A 12,209-nucleotide genomic window follows, 5' to 3' on the forward strand; every position below is an offset into this window, starting at 1 on the left:
GGGGTAAGGATTAACCTGTCATAGAGTCTCTCAAATAAACAGCACGACAGTGTCTCTGTTTACAGAAACACCTTCGGGTTGTGAGGTTAAGTGACTAAGCGTACACGGTGGATGCCTAGGCAGTCAGAGGCGATGAAGGGCGTGCTAATCTGCGAAAAGTGTCGGTAAGGTGATATGAACCGTTATAACCGGCAATACCCGAATGGGGAAACCCAGTGTGTTTCGACACACTATCGTATGGTGAATACATAGCCATACGAGGCGAACCGGGGGAACTGAAACATCTAAGTACCCCGAGGAAAAGAAATCAACCGAGATTCCCCTAGTAGCGGCGAGCGAACGGGGAACAGCCCAGAACCTGAATCAGTTCTTGTGTTAGTGGAAGCGTCTGGAAAGTCGCGCAGCAAAGGGTGATAGCCCCGTACACTAAAATGCATTAATTGTGAGTTCGATGAGTAGGGCGGGACACGTGACATCCTGTCTGAATATGGGGGGACCATCCTCCAAGGCTAAATACTCCTGACTGACCGATAGTGAACCAGTACCGTGAGGGAAAGGCGAAAAGAACCCCGGCGAGGGGAGTGAAATAGAACCTGAAACCGTGTACGTACAAGCAGTGGGAGCACCTTCGTGGTGTGACTGCGTACCTTTTGTATAATGGGTCAGCGACTTATATTTTGTAGCAAGGTTAACCGTATAGGGGAGCCGTAGGGAAACCGAGTCTTAACTGGGCGAATAGTTGCAAGGTATAGACCCGAAACCCGGTGATCTAGCCATGGGCAGGTTGAAGGTTGGGTAACACTAACTGGAGGACCGAACCGACTAATGTTGAAAAATTAGCGGATGACTTGTGGCTGGGGGTGAAAGGCCAATCAAACCGGGAGATAGCTGGTTCTCCCCGAAAGCTATTTAGGTAGCGCCTCGTGAACTCATCTTCGGGGGTAGAGCACTGTTTCGGCTAGGGGGCCATCCCGGCTTACCAAACCGATGCAAACTCCGAATACCGAAGAATGTTATCACGGGAGACACACGGCGGGTGCTAACGTCCGTCGTGAAGAGGGAAACAACCCAGACCGCCAGCTAAGGTCCCAAAGTCATGGTTAAGTGGGAAACGATGTGGGAAGGCATAGACAGCCAGGATGTTGGCTTAGAAGCAGCCATCATTTAAAGAAAGCGTAATAGCTCACTGGTCGAGTCGGCCTGCGCGGAAGATGTAACGGGGCTAAACCATGCACCGAAGCTGCGGCAGCGACGCTCAGGCGTTGTTGGGTAGGGGAGCGTTCTGTAAGCCGTTGAAGGTGAACTGTGAGGTTTGCTGGAGGTATCAGAAGTGCGAATGCTGACATAAGTAACGATAAAGCGGGTGAAAAACCCGCTCGCCGGAAGACCAAGGGTTCCTGTCCAACGTTAATCGGGGCAGGGTGAGTCGACCCCTAAGGCGAGGCCGAAAGGCGTAGTCGATGGGAAACAGGTTAATATTCCTGTACTCGGTGTTACTGCGAAGGGGGGACGGAGAAGGCTAGGCTAGCCGGGCGACGGTTGTCCCGGTTTAAGCGTGTAGGGGGGTGTTCCTGGTAAATCCGGAACGCTACCAACCCTGAGGCGTGATGACGATGCACTACGGTGCAGAAGTAGTTGATGCCCTGCTTCCAGGAAAAGCCTCTAAGCATCAGGTAACATCAAATCGTACCCCAAACCGACACAGGTGGTCAGGTAGAGAATACCAAGGCGCTTGAGAGAACTCGGGTGAAGGAACTAGGCAAAATGGTGCCGTAACTTCGGGAGAAGGCACGCTGGCGCGTAGGTGAAGAGACTTGCTCTCGGAGCTGAAGCCAGTCGCAGATACCAGCTGGCTGCAACTGTTTAATAAAAACACAGCACTGTGCAAACACGAAAGTGGACGTATACGGTGTGACGCCTGCCCGGTGCTGGAAGGTTAATTGATGGGGTCAGCCGCAAGGCGAAGCTCTTGATCGAAGCCCCAGTAAACGGCGGCCGTAACTATAACGGTCCTAAGGTAGCGAAATTCCTTGTCGGGTAAGTTCCGACCTGCACGAATGGCGTAATGATGGCCAGGCTGTCTCCACCCGAGACTCAGTGAAATTGAACTCGCTGTGAAGATGCAGTGTACCCGCGGCAAGACGGAAAGACCCCGTGAACCTTTACTATAGCTTGACACTGAACATTGAGCCTTGATGTGTAGGATAGGTGGGAGGCTTTGAAGTGTGGACGCCAGTCTGCATGGAGCCAACCTTGAAATACCACCCTTTAATGTTTGATGTTCTAACTCGGCCCCGTGATCCGGGGTGAGGACAGTGTCTGGTGGGTAGTTTGACTGGGGCGGTCTCCTCCCAAAGAGTAACGGAGGAGCACGAAGGTTAGCTAATCACGGTCGGACATCGTGAGGTTAGTGCAAAGGCATAAGCTAGCTTGACTGCGAGAGTGACGGCTCGAGCAGGTACGAAAGTAGGTCTTAGTGATCCGGTGGTTCTGAATGGAAGGGCCATCGCTCAACGGATAAAAGGTACTCCGGGGATAACAGGCTGATACCGCCCAAGAGTTCATATCGACGGCGGTGTTTGGCACCTCGATGTCGGCTCATCACATCCTGGGGCTGAAGTAGGTCCCAAGGGTATGGCTGTTCGCCATTTAAAGTGGTACGCGAGCTGGGTTTAGAACGTCGTGAGACAGTTCGGTCCCTATCTGCCGTGGGCGTTGGAAGATTGAGAGGGGTTGCTCCTAGTACGAGAGGACCGGAGTGAACGCACCACTGGTGTTCGGGTTGTCATGCCAATGGCACTGCCCGGTAGCTAAGTGCGGAAAAGATAAGCGCTGAAAGCATCTAAGCGCGAAACTTGCCTCGAGATGAGTCTTCCCTGGGCCTTTAAGGTCCCTGAAGGAACGTTTAAGACTAAGACGTTGATAGGCTGGGTGTGTAAGTGCAGCGATGCATTGAGCTAACCAGTACTAATGATCCGTGAGGCTTAACCTTACAACACCGAAGGTGTTTTAGAGTAGACGACAATTTTCAGCGAAGTTCCGAGATTGGTTCTGGTGGTTACGAAAGTAACGGCCAAGAATGAAACAGAATTTGCCTGGCGGCAATAGCGCGGTGGTCCCACCTGACCCCATGCCGAACTCAGAAGTGAAACGCCGTAGCGCCGATGGTAGTGTGGGGTCTCCCCATGCGAGAGTAGGACACTGCCAGGCATCAAATAAACGTTATCAGTATGACACCTGATAATGCGCGAAATCACCCAAGTGGTTTTGCCAGCATCAAAAGATGCGACGTAAAAGAATCGGTGGAGCGGTAGTTCAGTTGGTTAGAATACCTGCCTGTCACGCAGGGGGTCGCGGGTTCGAGCCCCGTCCGTTCCGCCACTTAATTGATAAGCCCTGAGTCTCTGACTCAGGGCTTTTTCATTTGCTTAAATTGAACACCCCAATGGTTTATTCCTGCCTCAATTAGCGTCAATTTCTGATTATTGTTGCCAATTAATCAAAAGTCTTATGCACAATAGGGCGTTTTTGATCAACAAAACTGCTGCCATAATCCTCCCAAGCTGTTTTGATAAACAAACCGAGAGAACACAATTATGAGCATCCCTGCATTTGGCTTAGGTACCTTCCGTCTACAAGATCAAGTGGTGATCGATTCCGTGAGCACCGCTCTGGAACTGGGCTACCGTGCCATTGATACCGCACAAATCTATGAGAACGAAGCGGCCGTTGGCCAAGCTATCGCAGCCAGTGGCGTGAAACGTGAAGAGCTATTTATCACCACCAAAATCTGGATCGCCAACCTGGGCAAAGACCAACTGATCCCAAGTCTGCAAGAAAGCCTGAAAAAGCTGCAAACCTCCTATGTGGATCTGACCCTGATCCATTGGCCGTCACCGAACGATGAAATCTCGGTTGCCGAGTCGATGGCGGAGTTGGTGAAGGCTAAGGAACTCGGACTGACGCGCCAGATTGGTATTTCCAACTTCACCGTTGAACTGATGCAGCGTGCTATTGATGCGGTGGGTGCTGATGCGATCGCCACCAATCAAATCGAACTCTCGCCGTATCTGCAAAACCGTCAGGTGGTTGAATTTGCGCAACAGCATGGCATTGGCATCACCTCTTATATGACGTTGGCTTATGGCAAGGCGCTGCAGGATGAAGTCATCAACAATATCGCCAAGCGCCGTGATGTGACGGCGGCTCAGGTGATCCTGGCTTGGGCTATGCAACTGGGTTATGCGGTGATCCCGTCCTCGACCAAGCGTGAAAACCTGGCGAGCAATCTGTTGGCCCAGCAACTGACGCTGTCTGATGATGAAATGGCTGAGATTGCTGCATTAGAATGCAATGGCCGTCTGGTAAGCCCGGAAGGTCTGGCACCAAACTGGGATTGATAGATTGGCCGTCTGTGGTTTGACGCCACAGACGGCCTGGCTGGTCTTAACGAGCGATCTTTTGGTGTAGGGCGATAATCTCACGGCCCATTTCCATCAACATAATTGCGTTCATCAAATGGTCCTGTGCATGGACCATCACCAGATGAACCGGGATTTTACCGCTGCCTTCGTCCATTTCGATCAGTTTGGTCTGCACGTGATGAGCGCCAGAGAGTGCCTCCTGCGCTTGTTGCATATACTGTTCGGCCTGCACGAAATCTTCATCTTCGCGCGCACAGCGCATGGCTTGAAACACCAGACTGCGGGCGTAACCCGCATTGGCAATCAGTTCCATCACCTCGTTTTCCAAATCCATTTCAGGCCTCCTCAATCAGTGCCAGGGCTTGATCCAATACCTTGTCACCCTTCATGGTGCCGTAGGCCATCATATCGATGCAGGCGACTTTTTTATGGTGCTCTTGGGCAATCTTCTCGCACTCGGCCAGCTTATAGCGGATCTGCGGCCCCAGCAGCGCGACGTCAAATTCGGTTACCGCCGTTTTGTATTCACGGATCGACTTGGCACAGATCTCGGCGTCAATACCGCGCGCAATGGCTGCTTCCTGCATCTTTTTCACCAGCAGACTGGTGGACATACCCAAGTCACACACTAACAGGATCTTTTTCATGTTATTTCTCCAGGCGTTCCAGCAAATGCTGGATTAAAAGTGGGATCGGTCGGCCAGAGGCCACGCTACGGCCATTTTCGCGCCACAGCGCGGTACCGCTGATATCAAGGTGCGCCCAGGGAATATCCGCCGGGCTGAAACGGCTTAGGAAGTAGGCGGCAGAGGTACTGATAGCCGCATTGTTGGTCGGCGTGTTGCACAGATCGGCAATATGGCTCTCGACCTGTTTGCTGAAGCGATCATCTAAAGGCAGCGACCACAGAGGATCTCCACTACGCAAGCCTGCCTGAGTGAGATCGTGACGCAGGTTTTCATCCTCGGTCATCAGGCCGCTAAGATCGTAACCCAAGGCTTTGACCACCGCGCCGGTGAGCGTAGCCAGATCGATCACGTATTCTGGCGGCTGCTGATTATGGGTCAACCTGCTGGCGTAGGCGATGCCATCGGCCAGTACCAGCCGCCCCTCGGCATCGGTGTTATTGATTTCCACGGTTAAGCCGCTGTAGCTGGTTGCGACATCGCCTGGGCGCATCGCTGCCGGGCCAATCATATTTTCGGCCAGCGCCAGTACGCCTACCAGACGGACCGGCAGCTTGAGTTCTGCCACGGCCAGCATCAGGCCAAAGACGTTAGCTGCGCCACACATGTCATATTTCATGGTGTACATGCCATCGCCACCTTTTAGCCACAGGCCGCCGGTATCGAAGGTGATACCTTTGCCCACGTAGGCGCTGAAGGGGCCAGTGTCGCTCCCCTGGTAACGTATCACCACCAGACGCGGAGGATTATCGGCACCTTTACCAACCGCCTGTAGCAAGCCAAGACCCTGTTCAGCGATCTGCTGTTCATCCAACACTTCGCAACTCAGGCTGGGATAGGGGGCAATCTGGCGGGCGATCTCGCTGGCGAAAAATGCCGGGGTACAACGATCGCTTGGCATGTCGGCAATGCGTCGTGCTGCCTTCATCCCCATGGCGGTGGCAGCCGCTTGAGACAGCCGCTGCTCGAGAGTGGCTCGTTGCTCCGGCTGGCAATAGAACACCAACTCCTGGATACGCGGTGTGGGTGACGCGTCTGCCTTTTTCAGACCGAGATCGCTCAGTTGGTAATCCAGGTTGAACAGGAAGTGCAGCAGAGGGTTCAGTGCCGGCAGGCTGCGGCGATCAAACGCCGTGCAGTCGACGATCAACTGCGTACTAGTACCGCTGCGTAGTAGAGGACGCAGTGCGGCGACCAGCTTGCTGGTTTGCCCATCGAGCCAGAACGTTTTTGGCAACAGCGTGACGCGGCCTGCCGGAGCACAGCCATAGGCGCAGTCGGCGGTTTGCTGCTGGGCGGTGGCCTGCAGTTCCTGTAACAGGGCAGCATTGCAGGGTAATTGCAGTGAGCTGCCGGGATAGCTAATCACATGGCTGTTAACTTCCCACGCGGGGATTTCACTCAGCAATCGATAATTAATCAAAATGGATCTCCTCAATCGGCGCGCGAATGCGCTCGGCATAGTCGGTTAGCCATTGCTCGCTGGCTGGAGTGTAGTGGGTATGCTCGGCACGGCGTTCTGCCAGGTACACCGTCGGTGGCTGGATGGCGCTGGCGACCACAAACGAGAAGGTTTTGATATTGGTAGAGATGCCGAATTCTCCCTGCCGATTCATGCAGACTACGGAGAGATCGCCCACCCGGCCAAAGCGGGCAATCAGGCGGTCTTCCAGCTCGAAGATGACCGAATCGGCCGCCTGTTGTGGCGTCATGCCTTGCTGCATACGGCGCACGATCTCATAGCTGGTGCAGCCTTTCATCAGGTCTTCACCCACGCCGGTGGCGGTTGCCGCACCGATCTGGCTGTCACAGTAGAAACCGGAGCCAATCACCGGTGAATCACCCAGGCGGCCACGGCGTTTCATAAACAAGCCGCTGGTAGATGTGGCCACGCTCATTGAGCCATGCAAATCGAGGCCGATAATGCCGACGGTATCGTGACCATCGTAGGGGCTAAGGCCCTTATCGATGGTTTCGCGGCAACGTTTACGATAGTGCTGGGTTGCTCGCTCGGTGAGCATGGTCTTGTCGGCAAAACCTTGGCTAAGGGCCCACTCACGTGCGCCAGCGCCCACCAGGACGCTGTTGAAGCGTTCGCGGCTCAGCGCCTGGGCAACCTTCACCGGGTTGGCGATATCCACCAGGTTACCAACGGCACCAAAGGCCAGCGTATCGCCATCCATAAAGGCTGCATCCAGTTCTACCTCACCATTTTCGGTAGGCAGACCGCCGAAACCGACAGATTTATAAAACGGAAAGTCCTCCACTTCCGCCACCGCGCTAACCACGCTTTGTGCGGCGCTTGCTCCGGCTTTCAGTGTTTCACTGGCCTGGGTGACGCCTTCCAGTGCCATACGCCAGGTTGCAATCATTCCCCACATATCAAACTCCTGATGTTTCGGCTGCGCGATATTGTTTGTCCAAAATGCGCAGGAAAGGCAGATAAAGCATGGCGCCGATCAGCAGGTTAACGATCTGCATCAGGCTGCCACTCAAATGGCCGGTCACGATAAAGCCACTGATCACCGGCGGCAGCGTCCAGGGGATAAATACCCCGGTGGTGACGGCGACGGCCCCCACCTTCATCGCCACGTATTGCACGGTAACCAACACCACCGGGACCAGGTTGAAGGGGATCAGCATGATAGGGTTCATGATCACCGGCAGGCCAAACAGGATCGGTTCATTAATGTTGAAGATTGAAGCCGCAGCCCCCATGCGACCTACTTCGCGGATGCTGTTGCTACGGGCAAAGAACAGAATGGCGATCACCAGCGACAGGGTGGCACCAGCGCCGCCCATCCAGATCATATCGAAGAACTGTTCGGTAACGATGTGCGGTGGCGTGACCCCGGCCTGGATAGCGGCGATGTTGTCGGTCTGGTTTTCCATCCACAGCGGGCGAATGATGCCGTTGACCATCGAACCGGAGTTGATCCCCACCGACCAGAGGATGGTGATACTCAATACCGTCAGCAGCGCACCGATATAGGAAGTGCCAAAGTGACGTACCGGCGTGGCGACTACGTTATAAATAAACTGATGAATGGTTTGGTAGCTGGTGTGTTCGAACAGAATACGGATCGCCAGCACCAGGATAATCACGAACAGCGCAGGCAGCAGAGCGGCGAAGGATTCCTGTACCGCCGGTGGTACGCCTTCGGGCATTTTGATAATCAGCTTGCGGCGCTTGAGGTAGCAGAACAGTTCGGTCCACAGCAGTGAGCCGATCATCGCCACAAACAGCCCCTTGCTGCCGATCCACTCGGTTGGGATCACATTGATATTGCCCAAGGCTTCTACCTTGATAAACGGCGTGAGGATCAGGAAGCACACCAGCGACAGAATACCGCTGGAGACGCGATCCTCGTCATAATGTTCCGCCAGGCGGTAAGCGGTAAGGAAACTGACAAACAGCGACATGGTGGAGAACACCGCGTTGAACGGGATCTCGATGATATTGCTCCAGCTGGCGCCAAACAGGCCTGCCATAAACTGCTGGTAACCCTGATTGGGGAATGACGAGATCACCAGCAGGATCGAGCCGACGATAATGAACGGCATAAAGGAAACATAGGCACCGCGGATGGCACACAAATGCCGCTGCTGTGCGGCCTTGGCCGCCAGAGGCATCAGCTTGGCTTCAAGAAATCCCAGAGCGTTGTTCATGGTAAACCCCGTAGGTATGCTTATTGGAGAAAACAGGTAAGGGTGGCGACTTATTAGCTGGGATTATCAGGGAATGGATTTTAAAGAAAGGTGAATCAGTTCACAGTGTGAGGTAAATTTATAAAATATCTCACAAGATTGGTTATGATAGAGCATCAATTCTAGTGTGGAGTCCACGATGGAAATCAAGCTGCATGCGAATGCGACCACCACCCCACGAGTGCGGCGTTATATCCAGCAATCGGATAAAAGTGACCGCGTATTGGCGCAGGAGCTGGGCATTTCCGTGGCGACGGTACGCCGTTGGCGGCAGCGCCAGGATGTCGCCGATCGCCATACGGTGCCCAAGACCCTTCGCAAGGCGCTGACGGATGAGCAAAGTTTGCTTATCAACTGGCTGAGACAAAAATTACAGCTGCCGCTGGATGAGCTGCTGGTGGTGGTGGTTCAGGGCATGCAACAGCCGATCTCCCGTGCGGGATTGGATCGCTATCTGCGCGGTGTGGGCCAACGTGGTGAGGCAGAAAATAGGGCGCTACGAGGTAAAAAGGCGGTGAAGGCTGGTGAACGGCCGGGGAATCTCGCTCTTTTTTATCAACGAATTAGCCTATCGGCCGAAGATGGCGGCGAGCAGCACCTCTTGTGGGCCGAAGAGAAGGTCAGCGGCTGGCTGAGTGCACGAGCCTTTGCGGGAGCCTCGCCGATGCTGGTGGTCAACTGGCTGAAGGAACTGTTACCGCACTGCCCAGGTGATATACAATCTCTTGAGACTGAAAATAAAAAGCTGTTCGGCAATAGCGAGTCTCAAACCCATCCCTTACAGCTATGGTGCCGGGAGCAGGGGATAACGTTGCAACAACCCGCGTTACCGCAAATGGAGATTGTGCTGCGGCTCGAAAGCCAACTGGCGCAGTTGCTACCAGCGGCGGAGAGCTCATCGCTGGATAACGTGTTGCAGGCGCTCTGTGCCAGCTATAACCAACACTGGCCGCAGAAGAAGCTGGGTGGCCTGACGCCCACCGCATTCTGGTTGCAGCATCGGCCAGGTTAGTGGGGGGTCAGGCTTTCGCTAAGAAAGTCAATAAAGCTGCGCAGGCGGTTGCTTACGGCGCTGTCGCTGTAATAAACCGCGTTCACAGGTATGGCAACCGGCAGCGTCTCCTTAACCAGGATCTGCACTAAATCCCCACGCTGAATATCCTCATCGATCATAAAGTTCGACAGACAGGCGATGCCGTTGCCATGCAGGCAAAGGTGGCGCTGTGTTTCTCCGCTGTTGGTAGTCAGCCCCGGTGTAATCTCCACCTGCCGGCCATCGGCGCAGGCTAATGGCCAGCGGTTCAGGTTGGGCAGATCGTTGAAGCCGATGCAGCAGTGTTGCGCCAGCTCCTCTACGCTTTGCGGGGTACCGAACTGCTGCAGATAGGCCGGTGACGTCACAATTTTTCGATAGCTGGTCATCAGTTTGCGCGCCTTCAAGCTTGAGTCTGTCAGTTCCCCCACGCGGATGGCAATGTCGACCTTGCGCTCAATCAGGTTGATAAAGGTTTCTGAAGAGACCAGCGAGAGCGACATTTCCGGGTAGCGGGCACGAAACTCGCCAACCAACGGGGTCAGCACGTGCAACACGACCGGCGTTGCGGCATCCACGCGCAACAGGCCCTGGGGCCGCTGGCGGCTCTCCATCAGCGCATTTTCCGCCGCGGCCATATCGCTCAGGACTTTCTGCACCTGGCGGAAATAGTTTTCTCCCTCCTGCGTCAGGCTTATCTGGCGGGTGGTGCGATTGAGCAGCGTGACCCCCAGCTTACTCTCCAGCTTTTTTACCGTGCGGCTGACCACCGAGTTCGCCTGTTCCAAGTGCTCCGCCGCACGGCTGAAGCTACCGCATTCCACCACGGTGACAAAGGTGATCAGTTCATCCGAATTTGCCTTCATTGTTGCTCCATCAGCAAAATTTATTTGAAATTTTGAGCATTTTTATCATTTAAGCACAGGCAGATAATCACCGCTATCAACCCGAACGCTATTTTGGAGTTAGCAATGCCTCTCGCTTTACTTGCCTTGACCATCAGTGCCTATGCCATCGGCACCACGGAGTTTGTGATTGTCGGCTTGATCCCGACCATCGCCGAGCAGTTGAACGTCACCGTGCCGTCCGCAGGGCTGCTGGTGACCCTGTATGCCATTGGGGTGGCGATCGGTGCGCCGGTACTGACCGCTTTAACCGGCCGCGTGCCGCGCAAGATGCTGCTGGTGGGCCTGATGGTGCTGTTCAACCCTTGGCAACCTGCTGGCCTGGCAGTCACCGAGCTATGAGTCACTGGTGGTTGCTCGTTTACTGACTGGCCTGGCGCACGGGGTGTTTTTCTCGGTGGGTTCAACCATTGCCACCAGCCTGGTAGCCAAAGAGAAGGCGGCAACGGCGATCGCCATCATGTTTGGTGGCTTGACCGTTGCGTTAGTGACAGGCGTGCCGTTAGGCACCTTTATCGGCCAGCACTTCGGCTGGCGTGAGACCTTCCTGGCGGTGTCGTTGATTGGCATAGTGGCGATTATTGCCAGCCTGATCCTGATCCCGAACAACATCAAGAACCAGGCCAGTGCCAGCATACGCGATCAGTTGCAAGTGCTGACACACCCGCGCCTGCTGCTGATTTACGCCGTTACCGCGCTGGGCTACGGCGGGGTATTCACGACCTTTACCTTCCTGGCACCGATGATGCAGGAGCTGGCTGGCTTTTCGGCTCCGGCCGTCAGTTGGATTTTGCTGGCCTATGGCATAGCGGTAGCCATCGGTAACATTTGGGGCGGCAAGCTGGCCGACCGTCATGGCGCGGTGCGGGCACTGAGCTTTATCTTTGCCGCGTTAGCCGCTTTGCTGTTGGTGTTTCAATTTACCGCCAGCCACAGCACCGCCGCGCTGCTGACTGTAGTGGTGATGGGGGTATTTGCCTTTGGCAATGTCCCAGGCTTGCAGGTTTATGTGGTGCAGAAGGCCGAGCAGTACACGCCGAACGCGGTGGACGTTGCTTCAGGCCTGAATATCGCGGCTTTTAACGTGGGGATAGCATTGGGCTCCGTGATTGGCGGGCAGACCGTGGCTTCGCTAGGGTTGGCACAAACGCCTTGGATCGGTGCGCTGATTGTCGTGGGGGCGTTTTTACTGATTGGCCTCAGTGGCCGCTTGGATAAACAACACCCACGGCAGTTCGCCTGATCCCATCTTGTACCTTTCTTCTTGGCCCGCATTGGCGGGCCTTTGCGCATTCAGCGCGAACCTTTACAGACACATACACGGCATTGATTGAAATCGGCCCGCCTTGCCCCTATAACTGGATCTCTAAAAGCCATGTTGGCAGAGCCGCTCAGGCGTATACTGAATTGAGTCTTGGTAGCCAGGTTGCTATCAACGTGATTTTCATCCGAA

The 12,209-nt window shown here is 54.6% G+C and carries 8 protein-coding genes, 1 tRNA gene, 2 rRNA genes and 1 pseudogene; 6 read left to right on the forward strand and 6 right to left on the reverse strand.

The window, feature by feature from the left end; translation table 11 throughout:
* Positions 1 to 84 precede the first annotated feature (84 nt).
* The 4 genes from KGP26_RS05440 (at position 85) to dkgB (ending at position 4,400) form a co-directional block, all read left to right on the forward strand.
* Positions 85 to 2,992 (forward strand): 23S ribosomal RNA (locus KGP26_RS05440).
* 102 nt (positions 2,993 to 3,094) lie between these two features.
* Positions 3,095 to 3,210, forward strand: a 5S ribosomal RNA gene (gene rrf, locus KGP26_RS05445).
* Between the two features lie 94 nt (positions 3,211 to 3,304).
* Positions 3,305 to 3,381 (forward strand) — tRNA-Asp (locus tag KGP26_RS05450).
* A 215-nt stretch (positions 3,382 to 3,596) separates the two neighbouring features.
* On the forward strand, positions 3,597 to 4,400 hold the full coding sequence (gene dkgB, locus KGP26_RS05455) for a 2,5-didehydrogluconate reductase DkgB (RefSeq protein ID WP_218519826.1): 804 nt from the start codon (positions 3,597 to 3,599) through the stop codon (positions 4,398 to 4,400).
* 46 nt (positions 4,401 to 4,446) lie between these two features.
* Here dkgB and KGP26_RS05460 read toward each other — a convergent pair whose 3' ends face one another.
* Genes KGP26_RS05460 through KGP26_RS05480 form a run of 5 tightly spaced genes read right to left on the reverse strand, consistent with a single transcriptional unit; the run spans position 4,447 to position 8,779 of the window.
* Complete coding sequence (locus KGP26_RS05460) at positions 4,447 to 4,758, reverse strand: PTS lactose/cellobiose transporter subunit IIA (protein WP_021805647.1); 312 nt, start codon at positions 4,756 to 4,758, stop codon at positions 4,447 to 4,449.
* A gap of 1 nt (position 4,759) precedes the next feature.
* Positions 4,760 to 5,071, reverse strand: coding sequence for a PTS sugar transporter subunit IIB (locus KGP26_RS05465; RefSeq protein ID WP_021805646.1), 312 nt, complete (start codon positions 5,069 to 5,071; stop codon positions 4,760 to 4,762).
* Between the two features lies 1 nt (position 5,072).
* Entirely contained in the window at positions 5,073 to 6,533 is a 1,461-nt protein-coding gene (locus KGP26_RS05470; RefSeq protein WP_223665124.1) for a M17 family metallopeptidase, read from the reverse strand.
* Positions 6,526 to 7,491, reverse strand: a complete 966-nt coding sequence (locus tag KGP26_RS05475; RefSeq protein ID WP_223665125.1) for a N(4)-(beta-N-acetylglucosaminyl)-L-asparaginase — start codon at positions 7,489 to 7,491, stop codon at positions 6,526 to 6,528. The genes KGP26_RS05470 and KGP26_RS05475 overlap by 8 nt, the downstream gene beginning before the upstream one ends.
* A 1-nt stretch (position 7,492) precedes the next feature.
* Positions 7,493 to 8,779, reverse strand: a complete 1,287-nt coding sequence (locus KGP26_RS05480; RefSeq protein ID WP_021805643.1) for a PTS sugar transporter subunit IIC — start codon at positions 8,777 to 8,779, stop codon at positions 7,493 to 7,495.
* A 178-nt stretch (positions 8,780 to 8,957) separates the two neighbouring features.
* On the opposite strand from KGP26_RS05480, the gene KGP26_RS05485 reads away from it, so the two are divergent.
* Positions 8,958 to 9,830: a hypothetical protein gene (locus KGP26_RS05485; protein ID WP_021805642.1), complete on the forward strand. Its 873-nt coding sequence runs from the start codon at positions 8,958 to 8,960 to the stop codon at positions 9,828 to 9,830.
* On the opposite strand, the gene yafC is transcribed toward KGP26_RS05485, so the two are convergent.
* Positions 9,827 to 10,717: a DNA-binding transcriptional regulator YafC gene (yafC, locus tag KGP26_RS05490; RefSeq protein WP_021805641.1), complete on the reverse strand. Its 891-nt coding sequence runs from the start codon at positions 10,715 to 10,717 to the stop codon at positions 9,827 to 9,829. The genes KGP26_RS05485 and yafC overlap by 4 nt on opposite strands.
* Positions 10,718 to 10,822: 105 nt before the next feature.
* On the opposite strand from yafC, the pseudogene KGP26_RS05495 reads away from it, so the two are divergent.
* Positions 10,823 to 11,999: pseudogene (locus tag KGP26_RS05495) on the forward strand (MFS transporter).
* The last annotated feature ends 210 nt before the right edge of the window (positions 12,000 to 12,209 follow it).

Source organism: Serratia sp. JSRIV002 (assembly GCF_019968725.1).
Classification (GTDB): domain Bacteria; phylum Pseudomonadota; class Gammaproteobacteria; order Enterobacterales; family Enterobacteriaceae; genus Chania; species Chania fonticola_B.